Source organism: Mycobacteriales bacterium, assembly GCA_035995165.1.
GTDB lineage: Bacteria > Actinomycetota > Actinomycetes > Mycobacteriales > CADCTP01 > CADCTP01.
This window is the reverse complement of sequence record DASYKU010000139.1, coordinates 1-13,630: the sequence shown is the minus strand read 5'-3', so window position 1 is coordinate 13,630 and position 13,630 is coordinate 1. Positions and strand designations below refer to the sequence as shown.

The 13,630-nt window shown below is 74.2% G+C and carries 14 protein-coding genes; 8 read left to right on the top strand and 6 right to left on the bottom strand.

Annotation, left to right across the window (positions count from 1 at the left end):
• Nucleotides 1-48 precede the first annotated feature (48 nt).
• The 4 genes from VGP36_23315 to ligD (VGP36_23300) all read right to left on the bottom strand — a co-directional run bounded on the left by VGP36_23315 (nt 49) and on the right by ligD (VGP36_23300) (nt 4,142).
• Nucleotides 49-1,026: an alpha/beta fold hydrolase gene (locus tag VGP36_23315; protein ID HEV7657639.1), complete on the bottom strand. Its 978-nt coding sequence runs from the start codon at nt 1,024-1,026 to the stop codon at nt 49-51.
• A gap of 28 nt (nt 1,027-1,054) precedes the next feature.
• Nucleotides 1,055-2,080 (bottom strand): NAD-dependent epimerase/dehydratase family protein, encoded by a 1,026-nt coding sequence (locus tag VGP36_23310; protein HEV7657638.1) that lies wholly within the window; start codon nt 2,078-2,080, stop codon nt 1,055-1,057.
• A gap of 225 nt (nt 2,081-2,305) precedes the next feature.
• Nucleotides 2,306-3,217, bottom strand: a complete 912-nt coding sequence (gene ligD, locus VGP36_23305; protein ID HEV7657637.1) for a non-homologous end-joining DNA ligase — start codon at nt 3,215-3,217, stop codon at nt 2,306-2,308.
• Complete coding sequence (ligD, locus tag VGP36_23300; GenBank protein HEV7657636.1) at nt 3,210-4,142, bottom strand: non-homologous end-joining DNA ligase; 933 nt, start codon at nt 4,140-4,142, stop codon at nt 3,210-3,212. Before ligD (VGP36_23300) ends, ligD (VGP36_23305) begins: the two co-directional genes overlap by 8 nt.
• Before the next feature lie 115 nt (nt 4,143-4,257).
• On the opposite strand from ligD (VGP36_23300), the gene VGP36_23295 reads away from it, so the two are divergent.
• From VGP36_23295 to VGP36_23285, 3 genes are all read left to right on the top strand, one after another.
• A complete protein-coding gene (locus VGP36_23295) occupies nt 4,258-5,169 on the top strand; it encodes a Ku protein (protein HEV7657635.1) in 912 nt (303 codons plus the stop codon).
• Nucleotides 5,170-5,287: 118 nt separating this feature from the next.
• Nucleotides 5,288-5,989: a TetR/AcrR family transcriptional regulator gene (locus VGP36_23290; GenBank protein HEV7657634.1), complete on the top strand. Its 702-nt coding sequence runs from the start codon at nt 5,288-5,290 to the stop codon at nt 5,987-5,989.
• A gap of 82 nt (nt 5,990-6,071) precedes the next feature.
• Complete coding sequence (locus VGP36_23285) at nt 6,072-6,302, top strand: DUF3107 domain-containing protein (GenBank protein HEV7657633.1); 231 nt, start codon at nt 6,072-6,074, stop codon at nt 6,300-6,302.
• Nucleotides 6,303-6,452: 150 nt separating this feature from the next.
• On the opposite strand, the gene VGP36_23280 is transcribed toward VGP36_23285, so the two are convergent.
• The gene (locus VGP36_23280) at nt 6,453-7,145 is read right to left on the bottom strand and encodes a ferritin-like fold-containing protein (GenBank protein HEV7657632.1); all 693 of its coding nucleotides are present in this window, start codon (nt 7,143-7,145) and stop codon (nt 6,453-6,455) included.
• A gap of 126 nt (nt 7,146-7,271) precedes the next feature.
• Here VGP36_23280 and VGP36_23275 point away from each other — a divergent pair, with 126 nt between their 5' ends.
• The 5 genes from VGP36_23275 (at nt 7,272) to VGP36_23255 (ending at nt 12,866) form a co-directional block, all read left to right on the top strand.
• Complete coding sequence (locus tag VGP36_23275) at nt 7,272-9,062, top strand: DEAD/DEAH box helicase (protein HEV7657631.1); 1,791 nt, start codon at nt 7,272-7,274, stop codon at nt 9,060-9,062.
• A 267-nt stretch (nt 9,063-9,329) separates the two neighbouring features.
• On the top strand, nt 9,330-9,827 hold the full coding sequence (locus VGP36_23270) for a metallophosphoesterase (GenBank protein HEV7657630.1): 498 nt from the start codon (nt 9,330-9,332) through the stop codon (nt 9,825-9,827).
• Nucleotides 9,828-9,831: 4 nt separating this feature from the next.
• Nucleotides 9,832-10,971, top strand: a complete 1,140-nt coding sequence (locus tag VGP36_23265) for a PQQ-binding-like beta-propeller repeat protein (protein ID HEV7657629.1) — start codon at nt 9,832-9,834, stop codon at nt 10,969-10,971.
• 207 nt (nt 10,972-11,178) lie between these two features.
• On the top strand, nt 11,179-11,970 hold the full coding sequence (locus VGP36_23260) for an alpha/beta hydrolase (GenBank protein HEV7657628.1): 792 nt from the start codon (nt 11,179-11,181) through the stop codon (nt 11,968-11,970).
• Nucleotides 11,971-12,026: 56 nt separating this feature from the next.
• Nucleotides 12,027-12,866 (top strand): oxygenase MpaB family protein, encoded by an 840-nt coding sequence (locus VGP36_23255; protein ID HEV7657627.1) that lies wholly within the window; start codon nt 12,027-12,029, stop codon nt 12,864-12,866.
• A gap of 201 nt (nt 12,867-13,067) precedes the next feature.
• On the opposite strand, the gene VGP36_23250 is transcribed toward VGP36_23255, so the two are convergent.
• A complete protein-coding gene (locus tag VGP36_23250) occupies nt 13,068-13,478 on the bottom strand; it encodes a PPOX class F420-dependent oxidoreductase (GenBank protein ID HEV7657626.1) in 411 nt (136 codons plus the stop codon).
• Between the last annotated feature and the right edge of the window lie 152 nt (nt 13,479-13,630).

Genomic DNA, 13,630 nt, shown 5'->3' with positions numbered 1-13,630 from the left:
CCGCATCATCGGCGCGTCGCCGAGGACGCACGGGCGCCCGGCCGGGACTCAGCCGGCGGCGTCCTCCAGCAGGCCCAGGGTGGCGCGCGCGGTCGTTTCCGGCGCCTCCAGCTGCGCCACGTGCCCGATGTCCGGAAGCACCAGCAGCCGCGAGTCCGGGATCGCCGCCGCGGTCCGGGCCGCCAGCGCGACCGGCACCAGCCGGTCCTCGGTCCCCCAGATCACCAGCGTCGGTGCGCTCACCCTGGCCGCCTGCTTCCAGAGCGAGCGCGCCCCGAACGTCAGGTACGAGCGGGCCAGCCCGCGCAGCGACGCGGTGAACGCGTCCCCGGCCCAGGGCAGCTCCTTGCGCCGGGCCATCTCCGCGATCGCCTCGTCGACCCGGTTGCGCGGCACCGCGTCCGGCTTCGCGAAGCAGATCCGGATCAGCCCGGCCGCCCGCCGCTGCGGCGGCAGCGCGTCCAGCCGCTTCTGCGCGTACGTCCCGATGCCCGGGAGGAGCAGCAGCGGGACGGCCAGGTCGGACCCGCGGCGGGGCTTCAGCGACGGCATCGCCGGTGAGACCAGCGTCAGCGTCCGGACCAGGTCCGGCCGGGTGGCGGCGACCAGCACCGAGGCCACCCCGCCGAGCGAGTTGCCGATCAGGTGCACCGGCCCGGCCCCGCGCCGCTCCAGGTAGGCGACGACGAGCTTGGCGTGCTGCTCGATCCCGTAGCCGTGCACGGCCGGGCCGGACTCGCCGAACCCGGGCAGGTCCAGCGCCTCGGCGTCGAGCCGGGTGGACAGCAGCGCCGCGTAGTCGGTCCAGTTGGTCGAGGCGCCGCCGAGCCCGTGCACGTAGAGCGCGGGCTCGCCGCCGCCGTCCGGGCCCGGTGTCCGCCGGACGAAGACGGTCACCCCGTCGATGTCGACCCGCGTCCCCGGCCAGGGCGGGATCGAGGCGTCCACCGGCGGCAGCGGGGCCGTGGACAGCCGGGCGACCGGCACCGGCCGGTACGAGCGGGCCCTGGGGGCGGTGGTGGTCACGGGCTGCGGCCTCCTGGCGTCGGGCGACTCACTCGCCCCGCTGCGACCCCCGTTGCGGCGCCGCGGCCGGGCTGTACTTGTACTCCGACCGTAGCTCGGCCAGCCCCTGCTCCCGGCGTACGTGTCCCTCGTAGCCGAGTTCACGCCGGGCCAGGTCGTCGCGCAGGGTGCACTCCTCGCCGATCGCCCGGATCGTGGCCAGGTCGACCGGCGGCCCGCCGGGCAGGGGCAGGGCCCGCCAGAGCGCACCGGTCCCGCCGCCGGCCGCTCGCGCGACCCGCCCGCGCACGCTGCCGACGTGCGGCACGATCCCCCGGGTCGCGAGCAGCCCGGTGGCGAACTCGCGGAACGGCAGCGGCGCACCGTCGGTGACGAAGTACGCCGCCCCGCTCCGCCCCCGGTCGGCCGCGGCCAGCACGCCCTCGACCGCGTTGCGCACGTGCGTGGTCGAGGTGAGGTGCTCGCCGCCGTCGACCCAGCGCAGCCGGCCGGAGCGGGCCGCGGTCACCAGCCGGGGGAGCAGCCAGGCGTCGCCCGGTCCCCAGAGCATCCGGGGCCGGACCGCGACCGTGGCGAGCTCGGGCGTGCTGGCCGCGAGCACCAGCTGCTCGGCCTCGGCCTTGCTGGCCGCGTACGCCCCCACGTACCGCTCCGGGTACGGGGCGGACTCGTCCGCGCCGACCAGCGGCCGGACGCCGAGCACGACCTGCTCGGTGGACAGCAGCACCAGCCGGGGGACGCCGGCCGTCCGGGCCGCCTGCAGGACCGTACGGCTGCCGTCGACGTTGATCCGGCGCAGCGCGTCCAGCGCGGACCAGCCGCCGCGCAGCCGGGACGCCGCGTGCACGACCACCTCGGCGCCGCGCATGCCGGTGGAGAGCGCGTCGAGGTCGCAGAGGTCGCCGCGGACCGGGATGGCGCCGCGGGCGGCGACGACGCGCGCGGCGTCGTCGGTGTGCACCAGGGCGCGGACGGTCTCGCCGCGTTCGGCCAGTGCATCCAGCACGGCACCACCGACGAAGCCGGCGCCGCCAGTGACGAAGACCGCGCGCATGTCACCTCCTCACGCTCGCGGCTCCGGTACGGGTGGCCGGATCGCCAGCGGACAGTCGGTCCCGGATCGGGGTAATTCCGGAACCCGTTACGCCTCACCTTACGGCCGGGAGAAGCTTCTACAACGATTCCGTCACCGGATCACTCCGACCGGATGGACCCGGAATGCGCTGTCTGCACCAACCTTGCCCCGCGCATGGGCTACTCGCGGGTAACCGGGCCATTGTCAGGCCTTCGGCAGCGGCGGCCTCTTCTTGGCCAGCAGCGGCTCGAACAGGTCGCCGTCCTCGATCCGCCCGAGCACGTCGGCCTGGGTGAACGACAGCGCCTTGCCGCCGGCCGCCGCCTCGACCTCGTCCCAGGTGACCGGCGTGGAGACCGTCGCGGCCGAACGGGCCCGCAGCGAGTAGACGCTCACGGTGGTCTTGGCCGCGTTGTTCTGGCTCCAGTCGACCAGCACCTTGCCCTTGCGCAGCGACTTGGTCATCCGGGACACGACCAGGTCCGCGTGCTCGTTCTCCAGCCGCTTGGCCAGCTCGTGCGCGAACGCGTTGACCGTGTCCGAGGAGGTCACCGAGATCGCCGCGTACACCTGCAGGCCCTTGCTGCCGCTGGTCTTCGCGACCGGGGTGAGGCCCTCCGCGGTCAGCGCGTCCCGCAGCAGCAGGGCGACCTGGCAGCACTCGGTGATCGCCGCCGGGGCGCCCGGGTCGAGGTCGAGCACGAGCTGGTCCGCGCCGTGCACGCCGTCGCGCGGCCCGACCGTCCACTGCGGAGTGTGCAGCTCCAGCGCGGCCTGGTTCGCCAGCCACACCAGCGTGGCCAGCTCCTCCACGATGATGTAGTCGATCTCGTCGCGGTTCATCGTGCTGCCGGGCGCCGGCAGCCGCGCCGTGCGGACCCAGTCGGGCTTGCTCCGCGAGGCGTTCTTCTCGAAGAAGAACGCGCCGTCCACGCCGTTCGGGTAGCGCTTGACGGTCAGCGGCCGGCCGGCCAGGTGCGGCAGCAGGACCGGCGCGACCGTCGTGTAGTAGTGGATGATCTCGGCCTTGGTGAGGCCGATCTCCGGGTACAGCACCTTGTCCAAATTGGACAGACGCAGGGTCCGCCCGTCGACCTCGACGGAGACGTTACTCACGGACGACCTCCTCAGGTCGCTTGTCGGTCCGGACGCCCTGGAAGCTGGCGAACCGCAGCCGGTTGTCGGGCGTCCACTCGGCGAACTCCACCTCGACCACCACCTCGGGGCGTACCCAGGTGATCGGGCGACCGCGCACGTCCGCCGGCATCACGGCGAACGGCGAGCTGTCCACTACGGACGGTCGCAGCCGTTTCTCCATCGTGCGCAGCGCGGAGCCGGTGAAGCCGGTGCCGACCTGGCCGGCGTAGACGAGGGCGGCGCCGTCGAAGATGCCCTCGTACACACCGAGCAGTAGCGCGCCGATCCCGCCGGTGCGGCCGCCCTCGCCGTGCTCCCAGCCGCCGACCACGAACTCCTGCCGGTGTGAGAACCGCACCTTGACCCACTCGTTCGTACGCTGCCCGGGCCGGTAGACCGAGGACAGCCGCTTGGCCACGACGCCCTCCAGCCCGTTCTCGGTGGCCGCCCGCGCGGTCGCCTCGCCGTCGTCGAACAGCGGCGAGACCGTCCAGTGCGCGCCGGCCACCTCCAGCCGCTCCAGCGTCGCCCGCCGCTCGGCGAAGGGCCGGTCGGTGAGGTCCACGCCGTAGAGCCGCAGCACGTCGAAGGCCAGGTACGTCACCGGCGCCGCCGCCGCGAGCCGGCGCGCCTCGGCCGACCTCCGGACGTGCATCCGGCTCTGCAGCGTGGAGAACGACGGCCGCCCCTCGACCAGCGAGACCACCTCGCCGTCGAGCAGGACGTCCTCGGCCACCCGCGCGAGGCCGGCCAGCTCCGGGTACGCGACGGTCACGTCGTTGCCCAACCGGCTGGTCAGGCTGAGGCCGGACGCGCTGGAATCGGCCAGGGTGCGTACGCCGTCCCATTTGAACTCGTACGCCCAGCCCGCCCCCGTGGGGAGCGTCCCGGCGGTCGCGAGCATCGGCTGCACGGCGTCATCCTGCCCTTTCTCCGCGTGTTCGCGCTGAGAGCACTGGCCATGGCGCGCCGTAACAGGCAGGCTGGATCACAGTCGTCGTCGAGAAGGGGTGGGGTCCGTGCGTGCGATCTGGAAGGGCGCCGTCTCCTTCGGCCTGGTGAGCATCCCGGTCAAGCTCTACACCGCGACCGAGGAGAAGGACGTCTCGTTCCACCAGGTGCACCGGGAGGACGGCGGGCGGATCCGGTACAAGCGGGTCTGCCAGGTCGACGGCGAGGAGGTGGCCTACGCCGACATCGCCAAGGGCTACGAGCTGCCCTCGGGCGAGACCGTCGTCATCACCGACGAGGACCTGGCCGACCTGCCGCTGACGTCCTCGCGGGTGGTCGACGTGCTCGCGTTCGTGCCGCTGGAGCAGGTCGACCCGATCTACTTCGCCAAGAGCTACTACCTGGAGCCGGACAAGACCGCCACCAAGCCGTACGTGCTGCTGCGCGACGCGCTGGAGAAGGCCGAGTCGGTCGCGCTGGTCAAGGTCGCGATCCGGACCCGGGAGTCGCTGGCGACGCTGCGGGTCCGCGACGGCGTGCTGGTGCTGGAGACGATGGTCTGGCCGGACGAGGTCCGGACGCCGGACTTCGGCTTCCTGGACGAGGACATCAAGGTCCGCGCGCAGGAGCTGGCGATGGCCGAGTCGCTGATCGAGAGCATGAGCGGCGACTTCGACCCGGACCAGTACCACGACGAGTACCGGGGCGCGCTCGAGCAGGTCATCGAGGCCAAGGTCGAGGGCCGCGAGGTCGTCGAGCAGCCCGTCCAGGAGGAGGAGACCGGCTCGGTCGTCGACCTCATGGCGGCGCTGCGGGCCTCGGTCGCGGCGGCCAAGAAGGGCCGCGGCGAGGGCGACGGCGACGCGCCGGCGAAGAAGGCCCCGGCCAAGAAGGCGCCCGCGAAGAAGGCCACCGCGGCCAAGAAGGCGCCGGCCAAGAAGACCGCCGCCAAGAAGACCGCGGCGAAGAAGTCGGCCTAGCTCCCGACGGAGACGTCCGGTGGCCCGGCGGCGGGTACTCTCCGGCTGACAGGCAGAGCCGGGGCGCCGCTGGGAACGGCGCCCGGGGCGTGACCGGGGGATCGGGACGGAGGCGAGCGTGGCGAGACCTGCCACCGGCACCGCCAGCGACGGCGCCACCCCCGCGAACGGCGACACCGCGACGGATGCTGGACCGGCCCCTCGCGGGGGGCGGCTGCCGCGCCCGGCGCGCCGCAAGCAGCTGATGGCGGCGGCCCAGGAGGTGTTCGTCGCGCACGGCTACCACGCCGCCGCGATGGACGACATCGCCGACCGGGCCGGCGTCTCCAAGCCGGTGCTCTACCAGCACTTCCCGGGCAAGCTCGAGCTCTACCTGGCGCTGCTGGACCTGCACACGACCGACCTCGTGCAGGCGCTGCGGGCGGCGATGGCGAAGACCCCCGACAACGCCCAGCGGGTGCACAACGCGGTCAGCGCGTACTTCGACTTCGTCGACGGGCAGGACGCGGACGTGCCCGGCGCGTTCCGGCTGGTGTTCGAGACCGACCTGCGCAACGAGCCCGCCGTCCGGGAGCGGATCGCCGGAGTGTCCCGGCTGTGCATGCAGGCCGTCGCGGACACGATCGCCGCCGACACCGGGCTGCCGCAGGTCCAGGTCGAGCTGCTGTCCGTCGCGGTGACCGGTACGTCCGAGGTGGCCGCGCGGTGGTGGCTGGAGAGCGACCGGGCGCTGCCCAAGGCCGACGCCGTCCGGCTGGTCGAAGGCCTGGTCTGGCGCGGTATCTCCTACTTCCCGCTGGTCCCGGACGAGCCCCGGTAAGGCGTTCGCTCAGGGCGCACGGCGGCGGCGGCGCGGGGTCACTACGCTCGGGTACGTCATCCCGGCGACAGGAGGAGCAACGGTGGAGGTCAAGATCGGCGTGCAGCGCACGCCGCGCGAGGTCGTGCTGGACAGCACGCTCGGCCCCGACGAGGTCGAGGCCGCGGTCCGGGACGCGCTCAAGGACCCGGCCGGCGTCCTGTCCCTGGTCGACGAGAACGGTCGCCGGATACTGGTCCCGGCCGGCCTGCTGGCGTACGTCGAGATCGCCGACGCCGACCACCGGCGCGTCGGCTTCGCCGTCGGCAGCTAGCCGGCCTGCCGTCGGGGGCGGCCCCCGTGACCCCCGGGCGGGTCTCGGGCTCGGTGCAAGACCGGACCGACCTCGTCCACCGGGGCCCGCCGAAGGCGGAGGACACCATCGCGTCCACTGCCCGTCGGGCCGGGACGCGATGGGTCCTCGCTAGCCCGACAGGCCGATGGTCTGCATTCGGGCGGTGTGGGCTGTCGTGATGCGCTTGAGCAGGGCGGCGATTCCGGCCAGGTCTCCGGTGCCGCCGACCAGCAGCATCGCCAGCGCGTCCCGCTCGGCCGCGACCCGCTGGGCCTGCGAGAGCGCCTCGCCGACCAGCCGGCGCGCCCACAGCGACAGCCGCCCGGACAGCGCCGGGTCGGCCGCGATCGCCGCCCGCACCTCCCGTACGGCGAAGTCCGCGTGCCCGGTGTCGGCCAGCACCTCCAGCACCAGCTCCCGGTCCGGGACGTCCAGGAACTGCGACACCTCGCGGTAGAAGTCGGTCGCGATCCCGTCCCCCACGTACGCCTTGACCAGGCCTTCCAGCCAGGTGCTCGGCTTCGTGGTCGCGTGGAAGGTGTCGAACACCTCCACGAACGGGCGCATCGCCGCCTCCACGTCCGCGCCGAGCCCGGTCAGCCGGGTCCGCAGCCGCTCGTAGTGCCCGATCTCGGCCGCGGCCATGCCGGCCAGCGCGGCCCGGCCGGCCAGCGTCGGAGCCAGCCGGGAGTCGTCGGCGAGCCGGTCGAAGGCAGTCAGCTCGCCGTACGCGAGGACCCCGAGCAGGTCGACCACGGCCTGCGGATCGGCGACCGGCACAGCGGTCTCGGGCGTGCTCAGAGCGGCCTCCTGGGGTGTCACAGACGACAGGGACCATAGTCCCGTACAATTAGTAGCGCGTGATGTCTCTTGACGTCACGGTTCATGTGCGTGGACTCCCGCCTCGGTGCGGTCCCGCCCCTGCTCCGCCCTCCGGGCGTGGAGCGGATGGTGTGGTCGATCGCACTGCAGGGCCGGCTGTCGGCGCTGGCGAGAGAGGCACCTGCACTGACCACGACCGAAGAGAACGACGAGATCACAGCAGAGACGGAGACCGAGGAGTTCGAGCCGCTGGCCGCGCGCGCACCCGTGCGCGAGGACAGCCCGCTGTTCTCCGAGCTCGGCGTCGCCCCGAAGATCGTCCAGGCGCTGGAGGACGTCGGCATCACCCGCACGTTCGCCATCCAGGAGATGACGCTGCCGATCGCGCTGGCCGGCAGCGACCTGATCGGCCAGGCCCGCACGGGCACCGGCAAGACGCTCGGCTTCGGCGTGCCGATGCTGCAGCGGATGGAGCTCGGCGGCTCCGCGCCGCGCGGGCTGGTCGTCGTGCCGACCCGCGAGCTGTGCGTCCAGGTCGCCCGCGACCTGCAGGCCGCGGGCAAGCACCTCGGCGCCCGGGTGACCGCCATCTACGGCGGCCGGGCGTACGAGCCCCAGGTCAGCGCGCTGAAGCGGGGCGTCGACGTGATCGTCGGCACCCCCGGGCGGCTGCTCGACCTGACCAACCAAGGCCACCTGCAGCTCGGCGCGGTCACCGCGCTGGTGCTGGACGAGGCCGACGAGATGCTCGACCTCGGCTTCCTGCCGGACATCGAGCGGATCCTGTCCCGGGTGCCGGACCAGCGCCAGACCATGCTGTTCAGCGCGACCATGCCCGGCCCGATCGTGGCGCTGGCCCGCCGCTTCATGCGGCAGCCGGTGCACGTGCGGGCCGAGGCGCACGAGGAGTCCCGGGTCGTCCCGCAGACCCAGCAGTTCGTCTACCGGGCGCACGCCATGGACAAGGCCGAGATGGTGGCCCGGATCCTGCAGGCCAAGTCCCGCGGCCTGGCGATGATCTTCTGCCGGACCAAGCGGACCGCGCAGAAGGTCGCCGACGACCTGGTCGACCGCGGGTTCGCCGCGGCCGCCGTGCACGGCGACCTCGGCCAGGGCGCGCGCGAGCAGGCGCTGCGGGCGTTCCGCTCGGGCAAGGTCGACGTGCTGGTCGCCACCGACGTCGCGGCCCGCGGGCTGGACGTCGAGGGCGTCACGCACGTGATCAACTACCAGTGCCCCGAGGACGAGAAGGTCTACCTGCACCGGATCGGGCGTACCGGCCGGGCCGGTGCGTCGGGTGTCGCGGTCACCTTCGTCGACTGGGACGAGCTGGCCCGCTGGAAGATGATCTGCGACGCGCTGTCGCTGCCGTTCCACTCGCCGGCGGAGACGTACTCGACGTCGGAGAACCTCTACATCGACCTCGACATCCCGACCGAGTCCACCGGCCGGCTGCCGCGCGCGCAGCGGACCCGGGCCGGGCTGGACGCCGAGGAGGTCGAGGACCTGGGCGAGACCGGTGGCCGAGCCGGGGCCGGGCGGCGGCGGACGCGGTCCCCCGCCGGGACCCGGCCCACGTCGTCCTCCTCGTCCTCGTCGCCGTCGTCGCCCTCGGAGGAGTCCGAGAGCCGGCCCAAGCGGAGTCGGTCGCGGCGGCGGACCCGGGCCGGGCAGCCGCTCGACGAGTCGGCCGGCTCCGCGGGCTCGGGCGGCTCCGCCGTCGAGGTCGAGTCCGGGTCGCCGGACGAGCCGGTGACCACGGCCGAGCTGGCGGGCGCGGTCGCGACCGTCGAGGCCGACCTGGACGGTGAGGGTGCGCGCCGGCGGCGCCGCCGTCGCGGTGGCCGGTCCCGGCGTGCCGGCGAGGGCACCGACACCGACACCGAGACCGACTCCCCGGTCGCCGAAACCGCCTGATCTTCCCCGAACCGCCCCGCAGCCCACCGGCCGCGGGGCGGTTCTGTCGGCGGTCCCGTCTCGCCGCGGGCCGCCGCCGCGGGCCGCCGCCGCGGGCCGCCGCCGGGGGCCGCCGCTGCGGGTCGGGCGGCGGGCCGGGCGGCGGGGTGATGTCTTCGCGGGCGCTACTACTGGGAGTAGTAACTACCACTCCCAGTAGTAGGCCGCGGACGCACAACGCCGGCGCCGGGCTTCCAGGCCGTCAGCACGGGTGGGGAGGATGGTCGGGTGGAGATCGTGGTGCTCGCCGACACGCATGTGCCCACGCGGGCGCGGGATCTGCCGGCGGCGGTGTGGGACGCGGTCGAGGCCGCCGACGTCGTCATCCACGCCGGCGACTGGGTCGACGTGTCCCTGCTCGATGCGCTCGAGGCCCGCGCCGCCCGCCTGCTCGGCGTGTACGGCAACAACGACGGCCCGGCCCTGCGCGCCCGCCTGCCGCTGGTCGCCCGGGCCACGCTCGGCGGCGTCCGGTTCGCGGTCGTGCACGAGACCGGCGCGGCGACCGGCCGGGAACGTCGGTGCGCAGCGGATTACCCCGGGACCGACGTGCTCGTCTTCGGCCACTCCCACATCCCCTGGGACACCGTCGCCGGCACCGGCCTGCGGCTGCTCAACCCGGGCTCGCCCACGGACCGGCGGCGCCAGCCCGAGAAGACGTACCTGAGCGTTGTGGCAGAAGGCGGCGCCCTGCGCGAGGTCACCCTGCACCGGCTGGGACCATAGGCGGGTGCGCACCCGGACCGTAGTCGGCAGCGTCGCCGGCCTGGTGGTCGTCGCGGCCGTGGTCGCGGTCGCCGTCCCGATCGTGCGGAACTCCGACGCGCTCACCACGACGATCCGGACCGCCGCGGACAACCCGCTGCCGCCGGAGACCGCGCCGCTGCCCGAGTCCGTCCGCCGGCTCTGGACCGCGCCGACCGGGACCGCGGTGGCGCCCGTCGAGGGACCGAGCGTCATCGCGACCGGCACCGACCGGGTGGCCGGACTGGACCCGGCGACCGGCAAGGAGCGCTGGTCGTACCAGCGCGGCAACGCCCGGCTGTGCAGCGCGACCCGGCAGGACGGCGTGGTGGTGGCGCTGTTCGCGAAGTCGCACGGCTGCCGGGACATCGTCGGGCTCGACGCGGCGACCGGGCAGCGGCGCTGGTACCGGACGCTGGAACTGACCACCGACGCCACCCTGAGCAGCGGGCCCGGCGTCGCGGTCGCGACCGCCGGGGACCAGATGATCGCGGTGGACGACGGCGGCGGCCTGAACCGGTGGACGTACTCGATGGCCGGCTGCCGGTTCGACCCGGCGGTGGCCGGGAAGATCGCGGTCGCGACCGTGGCGCGCTGCTCCGGCGGGCTGAACCGGCTGGTCGTGCACCTGCCGTACACGGACAAGGCGCCGTCGGTGCTCTCGCTGCCGACCGGGTCCGACCCGCACGTGCTCACCGCGGACTCGCGGGTCAGCGTGCTGACGGACGGTGTCATGTCGCTGTACTCGACCAGCCAGACCGACGACGGCAAGATCACCGCCTCCCCCGCCGGCGAGGTCCGCGACGCGCGGCTGGCCGGGACCGGGACGCCGGCCGCGGTCATGGACGGCGACTTCCTGGTCGTCTGGGCCGGGACGACCGCGACCGGGATCGACACCCGCAACCGGACCGTGCTCTGGAGCGCGCCCGCGACCGGGCCGCCGGCGCTGGCCGAGGGTCAGGTCGTGCTGGCGGCAGCGTCCGGGTTCACGATCCGCCCGGCGTCGACCGGTACGCCGGTCACCACCGTCCCGGCCGGCTCCCCGGTCCCCGCCGACGCCGGCCTGTCCCGCGTCGGCCGCCTCGTGGTCCTCGCCACCCCCGGCCACCTGGTCGCCTACGGCTGATCCAGCCGCCCACCGCACCTCAGACCCGCCTCCGGCGGCGAACCCCCTCCCGCCTCCAGCGAACACCCCGCCTCCGGCCGCGCGGACGGGCGTCTTCGGGGCGCGCGTCTTCGGGCGAGGCCGCGCCCCGGCATACAGCCCGCTCCGGCGGGTGTCGGGGGCGTGCGGCGGGGGGAGCCGGGGTTCGGGCAGGATGGGGTGGTGGCGATGGTGAGTACTTCGGCTGGGCCGGTGGCGGTGCTGGACGAGGGGAACGGGCCGCCGGTGCTGTTCGTGCCGGGGTACACCGGGACCAAGGAGGACTTCGCGCCGGCGATGGGCGCCCTCGTCGCCGGCGGCCTGCGCGTCGTCGCGATGGACCTCCCCGGCCAGTACGAGACCCCCGGCCCGGACGACCTCGCCGCGTACACCCCGGACGCGCTGGCGACCACGGTCCTCGCCGTCGCCGAGCAGCTCGGCCGCCCGCACCTGGTCGGCCACTCGTACGGCGGGCTGGTGTCCCGAGCGGCTGTGATCGCGGCGCCGGAGGCGATCAGCTCCCTGGTGCTGCTGGACTCCGGCCCGAGCGCGATCGGTGGCGACCGGCGGGAGCGGATGGCCGCGCTGGAGCCGATCCTCGCCGCCGGCGGCCTGCCCGCGGTCTACGACGCGCTGGAGGCGATGGCCGCGACCGATCCGACCTGGGTCGCGCTGCCGGCCGAGCTCAAGGCGTTCCTGCGGACCCGGTTCCTGGCCGGGTCGGCGGCCGGCCTGCGGGGCATGGGCGACGGGCTGCGGTCCGAGCCCGACCGCATCGACGAGCTCAAGGAGACCGGGATCCCGATCCTGGTCGCGTACGGCGAGCACGACGACGCCTGGTCGCCCGCGGTGCAGGCCGAGATGGCCGCGCGGCTGGGCGCGCAGAACGTCGTCATCCCGGGCGCTATCCATTCCCCCGCGGCCCAGCAGCCGGCCGCAACGGCGCAGGCGCTGCTGAAGTTCTGGTCCGCGGTGTCCTGATCGTCACGTCGTCCGGACGTGCGCGCCGGTCCGCCCCGGCGCAGGATGGAAGGGCGATGGATGATCTCGGGTACTACGGGCCGGACAGCGTGACCTGGCGGCTGCACGCCGACGCGATGCAGTGGGTCGGCGGCGTGCGCGCGCTGTTCCTGATGGTGCTGCACCCGCTGGCGATGGCCGGCGTCGACCAGCACTCCTCGTACCGGGAGGACCCGTTGGGGCGGCTGCAGCGGACCGGCGAGTACCTCGGCGCGGTCACGTTCGGGACGCGGGCCGAGGCCGACCGGGCGGCGGCCCGGGTGCGCGGGATGCACCGGCGGGTCCGCGGGGTCGAGCCCGAGTCCGGCACGCCGTACGCGGCGCCCGACCCCGAGCTGCTGCTCTGGGTGCACTGCGGCGAGATCGACTCGTTCCTCACGATCGGCCGCCGCGCGGGCGTGAAGGTGTCCGCCGCCGACGCCGACCGGTACGTCGCCGAGCAGGCGACCGCGGCCGAACTGGTCGGCATCCCGCGGGAGCTGGCGCCGACGTCCACCGACGAGCTGGCCGCCTACTTCGAGCGGGTCCGGCCGCAGCTGCGGGTGACCGCGGCCGGCCGGGAGACGGCGAAGTTCCTGTTCCTGCCGCCGATGCCGGCCGTGGTGCAGCTGGCGACGCCGGCCCGCGCGGTCTGGGCGTCCGCTGCCGGGCTGGCGTTCGCGTCGTTGCCGCGCTGGGCCCGCCGCCTGTACGGCTCCCCCGGGCTGCCGACCACCGATGTCGGCGCATCGCTCACCCTGCGCTGGTTGCGGACGGCGTCCGTAGTTCTCCCGGCGTCCCTGCGCGAGCCGCCGGCCTACCGCGCGGCCAAGCAACGCCTGGCCGAAACCCCCATCCGCCGCCTCTCCGCCGTCTGACCCGACGCGGCGTCCCTCCGCCGCGCCTGGTCTGACCCCGTCGGAGCGGCGGCCCCGCCCGCGCCGGCCCGGAGCGACCGCCGGGCCCGCCGGTCTGACTCTGCCGGAGCGCCCCGCCCGCGCCCGCCTGGTCTGACTCTGCCCGGAGCGGCGGCCCTGGCCCGCGCCGGCCGCGCGGCCGGCTTCCGCCCTCCGGGCGGACTAGCCCTGGAGCTTGGGACCGACGCGCTCCGGGGTGATGGAGAGGATCACGCGCTGATCGCGCTCCATGGCGGCGCGGTAGTCGTCCCAGTCCGGGTGCTCGCCCGAGACGCGGCGGTAGTAGTCGACGAGACCGTCCATCGCCTCGGGCAGGTGCACGACTTGGGCGGGGCCTTCCACCTGCACCCATTCGCCGAAGAAGCCGTCGTTGAGCACGCAGATCGCGACGTTCGGGTCCCGCTCGAGGTGCTTCACCTTCATTGCGGTCTCGCGCGTGCTCACGACGACGCGCCCGTCGCCATCGACGTCGCACGCGATCGGCGACATCGCGGGCAGGCGGTCGGCGCGCTTCGTGGCCATCACACCGTGATGATTGTTCCGGATGAACGCGAGCGCGGCGGCGGTGTCCACGGCGCTACAACGTCGCGAGGACGGGGACGAGCTTGTCGGCCGAGACGAACGTCGCACCCACGACCTTGCGGTCGACGAACGCGATCTGGCCGTCGGGACCGACGACGAAGACCGAACGCTTCACCGCGATGAGCTTGCCGCCCTTCACGCCG

Bases quoted from the DNA above. Each gene is read 5' to 3' on its own strand.
- VGP36_23310 (HEV7657638.1), bottom strand. From the start codon at position 2,080: ATGCGCGCGGTCTTCGTCACTGGCGGCGCCGGCTTCGTCGGTGGTGCC.
- ligD (HEV7657636.1), bottom strand. From the start codon at position 4,142: ATGCTCGCGACCGCCGGGACGCTCCCCACGGGGGCGGGCTGGGCGTAC.
- VGP36_23275 (HEV7657631.1), top strand. From the start codon at position 7,272: ATGGTGTGGTCGATCGCACTGCAGGGCCGGCTGTCGGCGCTGGCGAGA.
- VGP36_23260 (HEV7657628.1), top strand. From the start codon at position 11,179: ATGGTGAGTACTTCGGCTGGGCCGGTGGCGGTGCTGGACGAGGGGAAC.
- VGP36_23255 (HEV7657627.1), top strand. From the start codon at position 12,027: ATGGATGATCTCGGGTACTACGGGCCGGACAGCGTGACCTGGCGGCTG.